Source organism: Pseudomonas sp. 1121_17 (assembly GCF_052850745.1).
In genome coordinates this window covers 89,890-104,316 of record NZ_VXCX01000007.1, presented here as the reverse complement: position 1 = coordinate 104,316, position 14,427 = coordinate 89,890, and the positions used below count along the sequence as shown (strand labels likewise).

General features: G+C 61.4%; 16 protein-coding genes. 7 read left to right on the top strand and 9 right to left on the bottom strand.

The window, feature by feature from the left end:
- The first annotated feature begins 3 nt into the window (after nt 1-3).
- Nucleotides 4-522 (top strand): acyloxyacyl hydrolase, encoded by a 519-nt coding sequence (locus FW789_RS14665; protein WP_103438695.1) that lies wholly within the window; start codon nt 4-6, stop codon nt 520-522.
- Between the two features lie 46 nt (nt 523-568).
- Here FW789_RS14665 and FW789_RS14660 read toward each other — a convergent pair whose 3' ends face one another.
- The 5 genes from FW789_RS14660 to FW789_RS14640 form a co-directional block, all read right to left on the bottom strand.
- Nucleotides 569-1,267, bottom strand: a complete 699-nt coding sequence (locus FW789_RS14660) for an SDR family NAD(P)-dependent oxidoreductase (protein WP_446431657.1) — start codon at nt 1,265-1,267, stop codon at nt 569-571.
- Nucleotides 1,264-2,700 (bottom strand): deoxyribodipyrimidine photo-lyase, encoded by a 1,437-nt coding sequence (gene phrB, locus FW789_RS14655; protein WP_446431656.1) that lies wholly within the window; start codon nt 2,698-2,700, stop codon nt 1,264-1,266. The genes FW789_RS14660 and phrB overlap by 4 nt, the downstream gene beginning before the upstream one ends.
- Complete coding sequence (locus FW789_RS14650) at nt 2,691-3,590, bottom strand: MerR family transcriptional regulator (protein WP_207073616.1); 900 nt, start codon at nt 3,588-3,590, stop codon at nt 2,691-2,693. Before FW789_RS14650 ends, phrB begins: the two co-directional genes overlap by 10 nt.
- The gene (locus FW789_RS14645) at nt 3,580-4,539 is read right to left on the bottom strand and encodes a DUF523 and DUF1722 domain-containing protein (protein ID WP_186701482.1); all 960 of its coding nucleotides are present in this window, start codon (nt 4,537-4,539) and stop codon (nt 3,580-3,582) included. Before FW789_RS14645 ends, FW789_RS14650 begins: the two co-directional genes overlap by 11 nt.
- Before the next feature lie 108 nt (nt 4,540-4,647).
- A complete protein-coding gene (locus FW789_RS14640; RefSeq protein ID WP_446431655.1) occupies nt 4,648-5,634 on the bottom strand; it encodes an NAD(P)/FAD-dependent oxidoreductase in 987 nt (328 codons plus the stop codon).
- Between the two features lie 187 nt (nt 5,635-5,821).
- Between FW789_RS14640 and FW789_RS14635 the strand changes: the two genes are divergently transcribed.
- Nucleotides 5,822-6,727: a TIGR01777 family oxidoreductase gene (locus FW789_RS14635; protein WP_186701481.1), complete on the top strand. Its 906-nt coding sequence runs from the start codon at nt 5,822-5,824 to the stop codon at nt 6,725-6,727.
- Nucleotides 6,728-6,740: 13 nt separating this feature from the next.
- Nucleotides 6,741-7,754 carry a ferrochelatase gene (gene hemH / locus FW789_RS14630; RefSeq protein ID WP_103436043.1) on the top strand — a complete coding sequence of 338 codons (1,014 nt, stop codon included), beginning with the start codon at nt 6,741-6,743 and terminating at the stop codon, nt 7,752-7,754.
- Nucleotides 7,755-7,952: 198 nt separating this feature from the next.
- On the opposite strand, the gene FW789_RS14625 is transcribed toward hemH, so the two are convergent.
- Together FW789_RS14625 and upp are read right to left on the bottom strand one after the other, a co-directional pair.
- Nucleotides 7,953-9,227: a uracil-xanthine permease family protein gene (locus FW789_RS14625; protein ID WP_103436044.1), complete on the bottom strand. Its 1,275-nt coding sequence runs from the start codon at nt 9,225-9,227 to the stop codon at nt 7,953-7,955.
- A 2-nt stretch (nt 9,228-9,229) separates the two neighbouring features.
- Nucleotides 9,230-9,868, bottom strand: coding sequence for a uracil phosphoribosyltransferase (gene upp, locus FW789_RS14620; protein ID WP_101316519.1), 639 nt, complete (start codon nt 9,866-9,868; stop codon nt 9,230-9,232).
- Nucleotides 9,869-10,031: 163 nt separating this feature from the next.
- Here upp and FW789_RS14615 point away from each other — a divergent pair, with 163 nt between their 5' ends.
- From FW789_RS14615 to FW789_RS14600, 4 genes are all read left to right on the top strand, one after another.
- A complete protein-coding gene (locus FW789_RS14615) occupies nt 10,032-10,589 on the top strand; it encodes a hypoxanthine-guanine phosphoribosyltransferase (protein ID WP_103436045.1) in 558 nt (185 codons plus the stop codon).
- A 3-nt stretch (nt 10,590-10,592) separates the two neighbouring features.
- Nucleotides 10,593-11,066: a WbuC family cupin fold metalloprotein gene (locus tag FW789_RS14610; protein ID WP_103436046.1), complete on the top strand. Its 474-nt coding sequence runs from the start codon at nt 10,593-10,595 to the stop codon at nt 11,064-11,066.
- 41 nt (nt 11,067-11,107) lie between these two features.
- Complete coding sequence (locus FW789_RS14605) at nt 11,108-11,578, top strand: hypothetical protein (RefSeq protein ID WP_103436047.1); 471 nt, start codon at nt 11,108-11,110, stop codon at nt 11,576-11,578.
- A gap of 68 nt (nt 11,579-11,646) precedes the next feature.
- Nucleotides 11,647-11,937 (top strand): PA4642 family protein, encoded by a 291-nt coding sequence (locus FW789_RS14600; RefSeq protein ID WP_101316527.1) that lies wholly within the window; start codon nt 11,647-11,649, stop codon nt 11,935-11,937.
- Between the two features lie 50 nt (nt 11,938-11,987).
- Here FW789_RS14600 and mqo read toward each other — a convergent pair whose 3' ends face one another.
- Together mqo and FW789_RS14590 are read right to left on the bottom strand one after the other, a co-directional pair.
- Nucleotides 11,988-13,493 (bottom strand): malate dehydrogenase (quinone), encoded by a 1,506-nt coding sequence (mqo, locus tag FW789_RS14595; protein WP_186701479.1) that lies wholly within the window; start codon nt 13,491-13,493, stop codon nt 11,988-11,990.
- 606 nt (nt 13,494-14,099) lie between these two features.
- Nucleotides 14,100-14,333, bottom strand: coding sequence for a hypothetical protein (locus FW789_RS14590; RefSeq protein WP_207073620.1), 234 nt, complete (start codon nt 14,331-14,333; stop codon nt 14,100-14,102).
- Between the last annotated feature and the right edge of the window lie 94 nt (nt 14,334-14,427).

Below are 14,427 nucleotides of genomic sequence, written 5' to 3'. Positions count from 1 at the left end.
CTCATGAAGAAACTGCTTGGTTTAGCGGCGGCTGCCGCTTTGGCAATGGGGCAAATGTCTGCGGCACAGGCGGCGGACGTTTCGCTTTCGGTAGGGCAGACCGGCGACTCCACCATGGTCTATCGCCTGGGCCTGCAATCGAACTGGGATGCCAGCTGGTGGCAAACCAGTGTTGGTCGGGTAACCGGCTACTGGGATGGCGCCTACACCTTCTGGGACGGCGACACCACTGCCAGCAACCACAGCCTGTCGTTCGCGCCGGTATTCGTCTATGAATTCGCCGGTGACAGCGTCAAACCGTACATCGAAGCCGGTATTGGTGTCGCTGCGTTCTCGCGCACCAAGCTGGAAAGCAATGACCTGGGCTCGTCGTTCCAGTTCGAAGACCGTATCGGCTTCGGCCTGCGCTTTGCCGGCGGCCACGAGATCGGCGTGCGCGCGATCCACTACTCCAACGCCGGGATCAAGCAGCCCAACGATGGCGTAGAGAGCTACTCACTGCATTACCGTATGGCGCTGTAAGCGCGCCGTCAGGTAGCCGGGGCCGCCAGGCGGCCCCGGAACCGCTCTAGCGCGGTAACGGCCACAAGCTGCTCAGGCTCCACACTTCCAACACCAGTTCCGACTCCCGTTCACGCAGGCTGCTGACCAGCACTTGCGCTGCGGTTTCGGCTGTCCATTGTTCGGGGATGGCATGCGCGGCTGTGACCGGCGCCTGCAGCGATTGTGGTGCGACCACGGTCAAACCGATGCCGTGCGCCTGCAGTGCCTGGCGCTGCTCGCGGAACCAGTGCGTCAAGCTGTTGCTGGCGTTGAGCGGCTGATTGGGATGGTGCAGTTGCATCGCAGAATAGCGGCTGAGAATGGCCATGACCTGTGGCGAGCTGCCGTTGGCCAACAGAGGCGCAGCTGCCATCAGGCAATTGCTGCTGGCTTGCCGATTGCTGGTGACGATCGCCTCCAGCACCTTGTCATCAGGAAGCTCGGGCGCGAGGTAATCACAGGTTCCGGCATTGATGATCAGGGCATCCAGCGCGCCCCAGGCCGCTTGCACCTGTGCAGCGGCCTCGGTGGCCTGGGCATGGTCATACAGCTGCCACGGAAGCGGCAAAAAGCGCTCACCGTGATCCTTGGTCAGCGTATCCAGCAGATGGCTGTCGTTGCAGCTGGCTGCAACCCGATGGCCTTGCTTGAGCAACTCAATCACCAGTGCCAGACCAAGCCCATTGGTAGCACCGGTGATCCAAAAACTGCTTGTGTGAGTCACACATTGCCCTCTAATCCTGCCGAGCGGCCCTTGAAGGCTTCCAATGCGCGCTGGCGACTGCTTGCGAGATCCACAATTGGACTCTGATAAGAGGTTGTAGCAAAAAGATCAGCAGATTTCACGGGCAAATGAATGGATTTATCGTCGCGGGCCTTCAATTGGGGGAGCCACTGACGAATAAAGCGCCCTTTGGGATCAAAACGTTGCGATTGCGTCACCGGATTGAAGATGCGGAAGTACGGTACCGAGTCGGTGCCGGTCGATGAGCTCCACTGCCAGCCACCGTTGTTGGCGGCAAGGTCGCCGTCGATCAGATGACGCATGAAGTGCCGCTCTCCGTGGCGCCAGTCGATCAGCAGGTTCTTGCTCAGAAACATCGCGACGATCATGCGCAGGCGGTTATGCATCCAGCCAGTTGCCAGCAGTTGCTGCATCGCTGCGTCGATGATGGGGAAGCCGGTGCGGCCTTGTTCCCAGGCCTTCAAATCTTCCGGTGCATCGCGCCAGGGCAGGGCAGCGGTGTGAGCGCGGAATGGTTGGTGGCGCGAGACCTGTGGATAACCGACCAGGATGTGTTTGTAGAATTCACGCCAGAGCAGTTCGTTGATCCAGGTCTGCACGCCGGCACTGCCGCTGTCGAACTCGCCGCGATTGGCCGACAACGCCGCATGCAGGCATTGCCGAGGGGAAATGACCCCCGCTGCCAGGTATGCGGACAACTGGCTGGTGCCGGGTTCGGCCGGTAAATCGCGCAGTTGCAGGTAATCATCGATGCTGTGTTCGGCGAACTCGGCGAGGCGCCGCTGCGCTTCTTTTTCACCGGCGGGCCACAACTCCCGCAACGCCTGAGTGGGCTCGGCAAATCCGTCGAAGCCAGATGGGATTGGGTCGCTGGCGATCTTCGTCACAGCTTGTTTCGCAACTCTGCTGGCCATGGCAGGCATGCCATGCTGCAGACGCTCGAGGCAGGCACGCTTGAACTGGCCGAACACTTGAAAATACTGGCCGGCCTTGGTCAGCACGGTGCCGGGGCTGAGCAGCAACTGATCAAGGTAACGATGCACGCTGATGTCGCTGCTGCGCAGCAGGGCCTCTGCGTACTCATCGCGTAGTTGCTCGTTGACGCCATACTCGTCATTCCAGTGCACTGCTTCCACCGCGTGCTCCCGGCAGATATCGAGCAGCACTTGCGGCACCTGAGCCCAGTCGTCGGTGTGGCGAATCAGCAGCGGGATGTTCAGTTGCTGCAGTGATTGGCTCAATTCGCGCAGGTTGCGCAACCAGAAGTCGACCTTGCACGGGGCATCGTCATGGCTCAACCATTGCGCGGGGCTGGCTATCCACACAGCCACGGTGGGGCCGCGTTCACAGGCAGCGCTGAGGGCGCTGTTGTCATCGATGCGCAGGTCGCTGCGCAGCCACATCAATTGCATGAAGAAGTCGTCTCTGGCGGGGTGAGCGCAGGTTGCTGAAGCAGGCGCAACGCGGCCTGCGGTGTGTCGAACAGGGACAGGCCGGGTTGCTGCATGGCTTCCAGTTGGGTCTGGTGCAGGGCAATTGTTTCGCCACCCAGTAGTTTTGCCGCATCGATGCCATGCAGCGCGCGCTCAAGGGCGGCATAGTCAACGCGCGGGCCGAGCAGCAGTACCAGCACCTGCGCTTGTAGCTCGCTCACGGCGCGTTGCAGCTGCGCGCCTGCGACCGCGAACTCGAGCACCTCGACGGCGCGGCCACTGCTGGTAAACAGCCAGGCGCACAGCCACAGATGCGCGTCGAAACCGCGATCGCTGTCGACCACCAACAGCACCGGCGGCCCTGTAAGCTGCTGATTGTCGTGATACACCCGTGCGCCGAACTTGCTGCGCAGCCAGGTGTGAAAAAACGCCTGCTCGAGGCGGGCGTTGAAATGCGTCTGCCAGCGCCGGGCGAGGCTGTGCAGCAACGGCAGCAGCAGCTGTTCACAGAGCGTGACGGCCGGGTACAGCGCCATGGCCTGATTGAGCTGCTGGTCGAGGGTGCGCTGGGACAAGTTGCCCACCGCTTCGATCAACGCCTGCTCGCGCAACTGCCAGTCCCCTTGTGGGGCAACGCTTGGGGCGTGTTCAAGCAGCTCACGGACCTGGCCGACCGAAGCACCACGCTCGAGCCAGCGCAGGATCGCCTGCACCTGCTCGACTTGATCGGAGCCATACAAGCGATGCCCCTTGGCCGTGCGTTGTGGCTTGAGCAAACCATAGCGACGCTCCCAGGCGCGCAAGGTGACCGGGTTGACCCCGGTGCGGCGGGCAAGCTCGCCAATGGGCATCAAATCTTCAGACTGCATTGCGTAGACCTAGACTCTCGGGGTGGGGCTGCAGATAGGCCTGCTGGCTGAGGTAGGGGTCTGGATGTACCCGCAGGTGGTGTTTGAGCAGGGTCATCGGTACTACCAATGGCACGATTCCTTGCTGATATTGGCCGATTACCTGCTGCAGCTCGGCGCGGTCACCCTGATCCAGCGCATCGCGCAGATAACCGCTCAGGTGCAGCAGCACGTTGCAATGGGTGCCGCGGTTGGCCGGGCGGCGCAGTGCCTGCATCAGGAGGCTGAAGTACTGCGCGCCGACCTGCTGCGGGTCGTCATCCTTGCGCATGCTGCCCAACAGCCGGCCAAGCTCGCGATAGGCTTTGGGGTTGTTGGCCATCAGCAGGTATTTGTACCGCGAATGGAAACTCACCAACGCACCCCGGCTCAGCCCCACAGCCAGTTGCTGCTGCCAGTCGGCGTAGGCATACACGCGGCTGATGAAGTTCTCCCGCAGCACCGGATCATGCAGGCGGCCCTCCTCTTCGACCGGCAGATCGGGGCGGCGCGCGCAGAAAGCGTCGGCGTAGGCACCGCGGCCACCTTTGAGCGCAGGGTGGCCGTTGTCCTGATAGACCTTGACCCGCTCCAAGCCGCATGAGGGCGACTTCTGCATGAAGATATAACCGCAGACATCGCCGATTTCATCAGCCATCTGTTCGCCATAGGCGCGCAGTGGGGCAGAGTAGTTGGCGCCGGGGTTGCGCGTGGCAACCACTTCGGGGTGCTGCGGATCACCTACCAGGCGGATCGGATCGCGCGGAATACCCAGACCGATGGCGACCTCAGGGCACAACGGTGCCCAGTCGAAGTGCGCTTCGAAAGCACTCAAGCAGAGTTCGGAAGCCTTGTGCCCGCCGTTGTAGCGCACGTTCTCGCCGAGCAGGCAGGCACTGATGCCAATGCGGGGTTTCGCCAACGCGTTCATCGCTGCCTCCAGAATACCTGTACAAGGTTGCTCCTTGTGTACAAGTCTATTCCAGCACAGCCACGCATTTATGCAAATAGTTTTTTCTGTACAGGTTTACAGCCAGATCTATTCCAGATGCTCGAGCAAGCGTCTTGCCGCTTCCTGGCCACTCAACCAAGCACCTTCGACCCGGCCAGACAAGCACCAGTCGCCACAGGCGTACAAGCCCAGGTCAGCATCCGCGAGCGCCCCCCATTCATGGCCAGCGGCGGGGCGGGCATACAACCAACGGTGGGCCAGGGCAAAGCTTGGGGCCGGCACCGCGCAGCCAATCAGCTCGGCAAACTCGCCGCTCAACTGCTCGATCACCAGCTCTTTGCTCAGGTCGATGTGCTGCTTGCTCCAGTCTGACGTGGCATGCAGAACCCAGGTGTCGAGCTGCTCGTCGCGCCCTGGTTTGCTGCGGTTGCGCGCCAGCCAGTCAAGTGGGTTGTCCTGCACGAAGCAACCTTGCATGGGCGTTTGTAGTAGCGTCTCGAAGGCCAGGGCGATGGCCCAGGTGGGTTCCATCTGCACGCCGGCGGCGACCGCTGCCAATTTTGGGGTTGCTGCCAGCAGTGGCGTGGCTTGCGGTGCGGGCACGGCAATCACGACCCGGCTGAAGGGGCCGTGGCTGCAGCCTTCAGTATCCTGCAGGTGCCAGTACTGCTTGCCGCGAAACACCTCGGCGATGCGGCAGCCGAAATTGACTGTGACGTCGTTGAGTAGGCCGCGAGTGATGGCGCTCATGCGCGGCACGCCGACCCAGCGCACTTGCTCGTCTGGGGAAGGGCTGAGGACGCCATCGCGATAGTTGTACAGCTGCGGCTTCCATTGCGCGGCATGGCCAGCGGCTTCCCACTGTTGCACCTGCTCGACGAAGCGCCGGTCGCGGGCAGTGAAGTACTGCGCGCCCAGGTCGAGCGCACCGGCATCGCTGCGCTTGCTGGCCATCCGCCCACCACTGCCGTGGCCTTTGTCGAACAAGTGCACAGTCTGCCCGGCGGCCTGCAGGGCCTGGGCTGCGGAAAGGCCGGCAATGCCGGCACCAATGATGGCAATAGGTACTGTCATGATGGCCTCTTCTAACCTTGCTCGAAACAGATTACGCCGTCTTGCAAACCTGTACAATGTGCAAAGTTTGTATAAGGTTATTCCGCTCTACAGGCCAGCTTGGCCTATGTTTATCCGAGAGCGTGCGGTCAAGAAAGTGCCTTGTTGTTAAAAATAGACCACCCCGACGATCTGCGAGGACACAGCCATGCATATATTGCTGACAGGCGGTACCGGTTTGCTCGGCAGGCATCTTTGCCGTCTGTGGACTGGCCAGGGCCATCGGTTGACGGTCTGGAGCCGGCGCCCGGAACAGGTGCCGATGCTTTGTGGCAGCGGCGTACGCGGTATCGCCCAGCTGGATGATCTGGCTGCCGATGACCCGATCGACGCGGTGATCAATCTGGCCGGCGCACCGATTGCCGACCGGCACTGGACCGCAGCGCGGCGCAACCTGCTTTGGGCCAGCCGCATTACTTTGACCGAGCAGTTGCTGGCGTGGCTGCAAAAGCGCGAGCAGCGCCCTGAGGTGCTGGTGTCAGGCTCAGCAGTGGGCTGGTATGGCGATGGCGGTGAGCGCGAGCTGACCGAGGCTTCGCAACCGGTCAAGGAGGACTTCGCCAGCCAGCTGTGCATCGCCTGGGAAGAGACCGCGCAGCGTGCTCAAGCGCTTGGCATACGCGTGGTGCTGGTGCGGACCGGGTTGGTGCTGGCCAGCGATGGCGGCTTTTTGTCGCGCCTGCGCCTGCCGTTCAAACTCGGCCTGGGCGGGCCGCTGGGCAGTGGTCGGCAGTGGATGCCGTGGATCCATATAGATGATCAGGTCGCCCTGATAGATTTTCTCATGCGCCACAACGACGCCAGCGGTCCTTATAATGCCTGCGCGCCAGAGCCTGTGCGCAACCGTACCTTTGCCAAATGCCTGGGCAAGGCGCTGCATCGACCGGCGTTGTTGCCCGTGCCGGCGCTGGTGCTGAAGGCCGGGCTGGGCGAGCTGTCGACTTTGCTTCTCGGTGGCCAGCGTGCGCGCCCGACCCGCTTGCTGGCGGCTGGCTTCACCTTCCGTTTCAACGATCTGCAATCGGCGCTGGACAACCTGTCCGGGCGCCTCTGACATAGGACGCTGCATGACCGATCATGCCCTGCTGCTGGTCAACCTGGGTTCGCCAGCCTCCACTTCGGTAGCCGACGTGCGCCGCTACCTCAACCAGTTTCTGATGGACCCGTACGTGATCGACCTGCCGTGGCCGGTGCGGCGCTTGCTGGTGTCGCTGATCCTGATCAAGCGCCCTGAGCAGTCGGCTCATGCCTACGCGTCGATCTGGTGGGATGAGGGCTCGCCGCTGGTGGTGCTGACCCGTCGTCTGCAAGCCGCCATGCATGCGCATTGGCCGCATGGCCCGGTGGAAGTGGCCATGCGCTATGGCCAGCCGGCGCTGCCGGAGGTGCTCAAGCGCCTGGCTGCGCAGGGCGTACGCAAGGTGACATTGGCGCCGCTCTATCCGCAGTTCGCTGACAGTACGGTAACCACCGTGATCGAGTTGGCGACGCAGACCATTGCACAGAACCGGTTGCCGCTGGAGATGCGGGTGTTGCAGCCGTTCTATGATCAGCCGAGCTATATCGATGCGTTGGTGGCCAGTGCGCGGCCGTATCTGCAGGATGACTATGACCATCTGTTGTTGAGCTTCCATGGGCTGCCTGAGCGGCATCTGAAGAAGCTTGATCCGACCGGCAATCATTGCTTCCAGAGTGCCGATTGCTGCCAGCAGGCGTGTGCCAATGTGCGGGCGGTGTGCTATCGCTCGCAGTGCCTGGCCAGTGCGGCGGCGTTTGCCAAGGCGATGGGCATTGCGGATGGCAAGTGGTCGGCTTCGTTCCAGTCGCGGTTGGGGCGGGCCAAGTGGATCGAGCCTTATACCGAGACGCGGCTTGATGAGTTGGCCAAGGCTGGGGTGAAGCGGTTGCTGGTGATGTGCCCGGCGTTTGTTGCTGACTGTATCGAGACGCTCGAGGAGATCGGGGATCGGGGGCGGGAGCAGTTTATCGAGGCTGGGGGGGAGGAGTTGGTGCTTGTGCCTTGTTTGAATGATCATCCGCAGTGGGCTCGGACGTTGGCTCGGCTTTGTGAAGAGGGCTGATGTATGGGGGGCGGTTTTCTTTGCACTATCCAATTGATTTAGGGGCTGTTATGGCCCCTTGCGCCCTTACAGCGAGTCACTTTTGGCAAACGCCCGGCGTTTGCCAAAAAAGTGACTCGCTGTAAGGGCGAAAGGGGCCCTAACTATTCACACAAATACCGGATAAACCCCAACAAAGCAGGGTCACCCAATCACCTCTCAGGGCAACTGATCATCCAGCTTGTTGTTCTTCCACCCATCATTCCCAGGCAGCAACAGATTCAACACAATCGCCACAATGGCACACAGCGCAATGCCCTTCAGACCCCAGTCATCCGGCCCATCACCGCTGCCAATCAGTACCCCGCCAATCCCGAACACCAAGGTCACCGAAACGATCACCAGGTTACGCGCCTCGCTCAGGTCGATCTTGTGGCGGATCATGGTATTCATCCCCACCGCTGCAATCGAACCAAACAGCAAGCACAGGATGCCACCCATGACCGGTACCGGAATGCTCTGCAGCAGCGCACCGAACTTACCGACAAACGCCAAGGTGATGGCAAACACCGCCGCCCAGGTCATGATCTTCGGGTTGTAGTTCTTGGTCAGCATCACCGCACCGGTCACTTCCGCGTAGGTCGTATTGGGCGGCCCGCCGAACAGGCCGGCAGCAGTAGTGGCCAGGCCATCGCCCAGCAGCGTGCGATGCAGGCCGGGCTTTTTCAGGTAGTCGCGTCCAGTCACGCTGCCGACAGCAATCACTCCACCGATATGCTCGATTGCCGGCGCCAAGGCCACCGGCACGATGAACAGAATCGCCTGCCAGTTGAACGCTGGCGCGGTGAAATGGGGAATCGCCAGCCAGGGCGCCGCAGCGATCTTGGCAGTGTCGACCACGCCAAAGGCAAAGGCCATGGCAAAACCGACCAGAACCCCGGCAATGATCGGCACCAGGCGGAAGATGCCCTTGCCGAACACGGCCACGATCAAGGTCGTCAGCAGGGCCGGCATGGAAATCAGCATCGCGGTCTGATACGGAATCAACACAGCGCCATCGCCGCCCTTGCCCATGGCCATGTTGGCGGCAATCGGCGCCATCGCCAGGCCGATTGAAATGATCACCGGGCCGATCACCACCGGCGGCAGCATGCGGTCGATGAAACCGGTGCCTTTGATCTTCACCATCATGCCCATGAAGGTGTAGACGAAGCCTGCCGCCATCACTCCGCCCATGGTCTCGGCCAGGCCGAACTGACCTTTGGCGAGGATGATCGGGGTGATGAAGGCAAAGCTCGAGGCGAGAAACACCGGTACCTGACGGCCCGTTACCAGCTGGAACAGCAAGGTGCCGATGCCGGCGGTGAACAGCGCCACGTTAGGGTCGAGGCCGGTGATCAGCGGCATCAGCACCAGCGCGCCAAATGCCACGAAGAGCATCTGCGCGCCCGAGACGACCTGGCGCCAGAGCGGGTCGTTGAAGCCGTCCTGCATGATCAGGCGTCCTTCTGCTTGGTGCCGAAGATCTTGTCACCGGCATCGCCCAGGCCTGGGATGATGTAGCCGTGCTGGTTGAGGCGCTCGTCGATCGAGGCGGTGTAGATGCTCACATCCGGGTGAGCCTTCTCGACTGTGGCGATACCCTCGGGGGCCGCCACCAGCACCATGGCGCGGATCTCCTTGCAGCCGGCTTTTTTCAGCAGGTCGATGGTTGCGACCATCGACGCACCGGTGGCCAGCATCGGGTCGATGATCAGTGCCAGGCGCTGATTGATGTCCGGTGCCAGCTTCTCAAGGTAGGTGTGCGCTTCGAGGGTTTCTTCGTTGCGGGCGACGCCCACGGCGCTGACCTTGGCGCCCGGGATCAGGCTGAGCACGCCGTCGAGCATGCCGATGCCGGCACGCAGGATCGGTACTACAGTGATCTTCTTGCCGGCGATTTTCTCGACCTGGACTTTACCGCTCCAGCCGTCGATTTCGTAGGATTCCAGTGGCAGGTCCTGGGTGGCCTCATAAGTCAGCAGGGCGCCCACTTCCTGGGCGAGTTCGCGAAAGTTCTTGGTGCTGATATCGGCACGGCGCATAAGGCCGAGCTTGTGGCGGATCAGCGGATGGCGGATCTCACGAGTAGGCATGGGGGAGGGCTCCGGAAGGCGGGCAAAAAAACCGCGCTAGATTAATCTATTCAGCCTGAGCTGTCGCTTTGTCATTGTGCACGTTAGTCCATAAACGCTTGATCTGAGGCCAGCGGATGCGTACCTTTGCCCGCTTTTCCGATTCCGACCCCTGGGGAGCGCCATGTCCGCCGATCTCGAGCACATCCGCCAAGTCATGCGCGAAGCTGACTGCCTGTACAACGAAGCCGAGGTCGAAGCGGCCATCGCCAAGGTAGGCGAGCACATCAGCCGCGAGCTGCATGAGAAGAACCCGGTCGTGTTCTGCGTCATGAACGGTGGCCTGATTTTCGCCGGCAAGCTGCTTACCCATCTGCAGTTCCCGCTCGAAGCGTCCTACCTGCACGCCACTCGCTACCGCAACCAGACCAGCGGCGGTGAGCTGTTCTGGAAGGCCAAGCCGGAAGTATCGTTCATTGACCGCGATGTGCTGATCGTCGATGACATTCTCGACGAGGGCCACACCCTCAGCGCGATCATCGAGTTCTGCAAGCACGCCGGCGCCCGTGAGGTGTACACCGCTGTGCTGATCGACAAGGAGCATGACCGCAAGGCCAGTCCGGACCTGAAAGCCAACTTCGTCGGCTTGCCATGCATCGACCGCTACATCTTCGGCTATGGCATGGACTACAAAGGCTACTGGCGCAACGCCAACGGCATCTTCGCCGTAAAGGGCCTGTAAGCCATGCGCGCGCCGGCATTCATCGACCAGTCCTTGTTTGCCGGCCTGGCCGAGCAGGCTGCGGCCAACCCGCGCGGGCGTCAGCACCATAACTTTCATGCCATGGCCGAACCGTGCCATCGCATGGCGGTTGGCTTGCAGCCTGACACCTACATCCCGCCGCATCGCCACCTGAGCGAAGACAAAGCCGAGGCCTTGCTGGTGCTCAAAGGGCGCCTTGGCCTGCTGCTGTTCGACGAGAAGGGCGGGGTTATCGAAAAACGCCTGCTCGAGGCCGGTGGCGAGTGCCTCGGTGTCGACCTGCCACCGGGTGTCTATCACGCGCTGGTGGTGCTCGCCGCCGACAGCATTCTGTTCGAGTGCAAGGCCGGCCCTTATCGCCCGGTGGGTGAGGGTGAGTTGGCGCCATGGGCGCCGCGTGAGGGTGAGCCAGGGGTTGCCGCATACCAGGTGTGGATGCGCGCGCAGTTCGCCTGAGCGGGCATGCTAGAGTGCGGCTTCATGCCAAGGAGCCTCACATGCGTGCGTTCATTCCCTTGCTGTTGGCGCTGAGCCTGCCATTGTCTGCGGCGCCCCTGCACAGCCAGTTTCTGCCACCTGATGACCAGTCGCTGCGCCAAGAGGCGCCGACCAGTCAACAGTTGCTGCAAGTCACCGACTACTCGGTGGTGGTTGGCACCCAGCGTCAGTCTGACCAACAACCGATCCCGATCACCGCCTCGCTGCAGATGCGCCTGAAAGGCAAGCCGCTGAGCAAGGGCGCGACGATTACCCAAGTATTGCTCAGCTTCGATGGTGAAGGTGGCAAGAGCCTGAAGAAGCCAGTCTACGACGACAAGACCCGCACCCTGAGCCTGAACTACCCGATGGCCGACTACCGGGTGATCATCGACCTGCTGCGCAACGAGACCCTCTACGTGCAGTTTCTGACTTACGCCAACGGCCATGTCTGGGCGGATCTGCATACCGGCACCGTACGTACGCGTTGAGGCCTGCGCATTGGCGGGGGTACACTGCCGCCCTGCGAAATTTGGTGATGGCTTAGGTGGAGTCGGCAATGCGTAAAGACAAGAAGCAAGTGATTGGTGACGAGATCAGTGACGACTACATCAAGTCGTTTCTGCAGTACGACCCGGCCGACGGCGTGACATCGCCGTCCGCGCACAAGCTGGTCAAAGCCTATCGTGGCCTGCGCATCGATGACTTCGAGCGGTTTGTCGGGTTCTTCGTCGAGGCGGGTTACGAGCTGGACGGCAAGGACGAGCACGGTCAGACCTTCGTCGAGCAGATCGCTGATCAGCGTAATGCGGCGGAGTACATCGAGATCATCAACAACGCCCGTGGTTGAGTGATCTGAGTCTGGGGTGATTTGGGGCCGCAGAGCGGCCCCTAGACCGGTCAGGCGTAATGCTGAGCCGGGCTGCTTTCAACCATCTGCAATACCTGGTCGTTATGCTCGCTGACCTTGCGGTACAGCGCTGCATCGCTGGCCAGGACACTTTCCCGAGCAGGGAAGATCTCGTGCAGCTTGCTCGCCCAGGCACCCTTGGCTTGCTCAGGGAAGCAGCGTTCGATCAGATCAAGCATGATCGACACCGTCACCGAAGCACCAGGGGATGCGCCCAGCAGGGCCGCCAGGCTGCCGTCGGCTGCCGCAACCAGCTCGGTACCAAATTGCAGCACGCCGCCTTTTTTCGGGTCTTTCTTGATGATCTGCACACGCTGACCGGCCACTTCCAGGCGCCAGTCTTCGGCTTTGGCTTCTGGGTAGAAGCGGCGCAGCGAGTCCAGGCGTTGCTCCATCGACTGCATCACTTCACTGACCAGGTACTTGGTCAGGTCCATGTTGTCGCGCGCGACTGCCAGCATCGGGCCGAGGTTACCCAGGCGTACCGACAGTGGCAGGTCGAGCAGCGAACCGTGCTTGAGGAACTTGGTGGTGAAGCCGGCGTAAGGGCCGAACAGCAGCGAAGTCTTGCCGTCGACGACACGGGTATCCAGGTGCGGCACCGACATCGGCGGAGCGCCCACGGCAGCCTGGCTGTAGACCTTGGCCTGGTGCTGCTTGACGATTTCCGGGTTGTCGCAGCGTAGCCACTGGCCGCTCACCGGGAAGCCGCCAAAGCCTTTGCTCTCGGGAATGCCCGAAGCCTGCAGCAATGGCAATGCCGCGCCACCAGCGCCGAGGAAGACAAAGCGTGCATCGACTTCACGGCTACCGCCGCTGTTGACGTCCTTGATGCTGACGGTCCAGCCGGCGCCGTTACGGCGCAGGCCGACGACCTTCTTGCTGTATTTGACCTGGCTGTCCGCGGTGTTGCCGAGGATTTTCAGCAGCTTGTTGGTCAAGGCACCGAAGTTGACGTCGGTGCCTTTCATCACGCGGGTTGCGGCGATGTGCTGGTCGGCCGGGCGGCCGGGCATCATCAACGGCATCCAGTCGCGCATCACCGCCTTGTCTTCGGTGTACTCCATCTCGCTGAAGGCGTGGTGCTGCTTGAGCAGCTCGAAACGCTTCTTGAGGAAGGACACGCCCTTGTCACCTTCGACGTAGCTCAGGTGTGGCACGGGATTGATGAAGTCACGCGGCGCGCCGAGGCCACCCTTGTTGATCAGGTAAGCCCAGAACTGCCGTGACACCTCGAACTGAGTGTTGATGTGCACGGCCTTCTTGATGTCGATGCTGCCATCGGCGGCCTGCGGCGTGTAGTTCAGCTCGCACAGGCCGGCATGGCCGGTCCCGGCGTTGTTCCAAGGGTTCGAGCTTTCTGCAGCCCCGGAGTCCATCGCCTCGACGACCTCCAGTTTGAGGGCCGGGTCGAGCTCCTTGAGCAGTACGGCCAGGGTGGCACTCATGATGCCCGCGCCTACCAGTACTACATCAACCGATTCGTTCTGCGCCATTAACGCGTCTCCACAATCTACAGCACCTAATTGACAGCATAGGATCCCTGGGGTTGCCAGGCTCGCCATGTCCGACTCTTCGCAGTTCTTGCAACTTCGCGAACACCGCCAATCAGTCTCAGGGTTCAGCTATTGAACGCTGATTGCCACGGCTGCGGCAATTCGACTTATGGTCAAGGTGTCCGACGTGCGTTATGGACCGGCCTCAGTGACTCATCATGGATGAGCGCCAATACCGGCCATCAGGGGCTGTTGGGGACACATCTGCTGCTGTTGCACATGCCAGACTGTTCATTTGCTCGCCACACTCTTGTGAAGTTGTGAAAACCTGGTTTTTTCCACGCTCTTTTGGAGACGTGAACCTCAAAAAGGGACTGCGCGATGGCAACCCACAGGTTCATGCAGTGCAGAAGGCCAGAAAAAGCAGGCGCAACAGCCGGATGCAAGACCTGAAGTGGAAGGCTCTCTGTGGGCGAGGCGGTGAAGGTGCCGGGGTCAATCGGCAGGTGCGGGGCCCGATCAGGAGACGTCCTTATAATCGGGGGGAGATTATAGCGATGTCGCGGGCAGAAAGGTCGTTAATCGCGGTTTTTATTGCAGCATTTGTCAGGCGGGCAGGCTGCGTTGCTGCCAGCGACGGCTTGCACTGGCGCAAACCCGGGCGCTGGCAGGCAAGGTCCGGCCCAGCCAGGCAAGCTGCATGTCACTGACCTGAACCCAGCCGCTACCGCTGGGCGGCAGGCTGCACTGCTTGAAACCCAGGCAGCAACCGGTGCTGTCGAGGCGAGCATAGATAAGCTGGGGCGAGCGCTTGAACAGCAGGTTCCAGAGCGAGGCCATGGCGGCGAATCCTTTATGGAGTGGGCTGGGCCAAGGATAACGGCGCGGCCATGAAAGCATTATGACAAGCGGATATAGCCGATAGCTGGCGTTC

Bases quoted from the DNA above. Each gene is read 5' to 3' on its own strand.
- FW789_RS14665 (WP_103438695.1), top strand. From the start codon at position 4: ATGAAGAAACTGCTTGGTTTAGCGGCGGCTGCCGCTTTGGCAATGGGG.
- phrB (WP_446431656.1), bottom strand. From the start codon at position 2,700: ATGCAATTGATGTGGCTGCGCAGCGACCTGCGCATCGATGACAACAGC.
- FW789_RS14650 (WP_207073616.1), bottom strand. From the start codon at position 3,590: ATGCAGTCTGAAGATTTGATGCCCATTGGCGAGCTTGCCCGCCGCACC.
- FW789_RS14645 (WP_186701482.1), bottom strand. From the start codon at position 4,539: ATGAACGCGTTGGCGAAACCCCGCATTGGCATCAGTGCCTGCCTGCTC.
- FW789_RS14640 (WP_446431655.1), bottom strand. From the start codon at position 5,634: ATGACAGTACCTATTGCCATCATTGGTGCCGGCATTGCCGGCCTTTCC.
- FW789_RS14635 (WP_186701481.1), top strand. From the start codon at position 5,822: ATGCATATATTGCTGACAGGCGGTACCGGTTTGCTCGGCAGGCATCTT.
- hemH (WP_103436043.1), top strand. From the start codon at position 6,741: ATGACCGATCATGCCCTGCTGCTGGTCAACCTGGGTTCGCCAGCCTCC.
- FW789_RS14625 (WP_103436044.1), bottom strand. From the start codon at position 9,227: ATGCAGGACGGCTTCAACGACCCGCTCTGGCGCCAGGTCGTCTCGGGC.
- upp (WP_101316519.1), bottom strand. From the start codon at position 9,868: ATGCCTACTCGTGAGATCCGCCATCCGCTGATCCGCCACAAGCTCGGC.
- FW789_RS14615 (WP_103436045.1), top strand. From the start codon at position 10,032: ATGTCCGCCGATCTCGAGCACATCCGCCAAGTCATGCGCGAAGCTGAC.
- FW789_RS14610 (WP_103436046.1), top strand. From the start codon at position 10,593: ATGCGCGCGCCGGCATTCATCGACCAGTCCTTGTTTGCCGGCCTGGCC.
- FW789_RS14605 (WP_103436047.1), top strand. From the start codon at position 11,108: ATGCGTGCGTTCATTCCCTTGCTGTTGGCGCTGAGCCTGCCATTGTCT.
- FW789_RS14600 (WP_101316527.1), top strand. From the start codon at position 11,647: ATGCGTAAAGACAAGAAGCAAGTGATTGGTGACGAGATCAGTGACGAC.
- mqo (WP_186701479.1), bottom strand. From the start codon at position 13,493: ATGGCGCAGAACGAATCGGTTGATGTAGTACTGGTAGGCGCGGGCATC.
- FW789_RS14590 (WP_207073620.1), bottom strand. From the start codon at position 14,333: ATGGCCTCGCTCTGGAACCTGCTGTTCAAGCGCTCGCCCCAGCTTATC.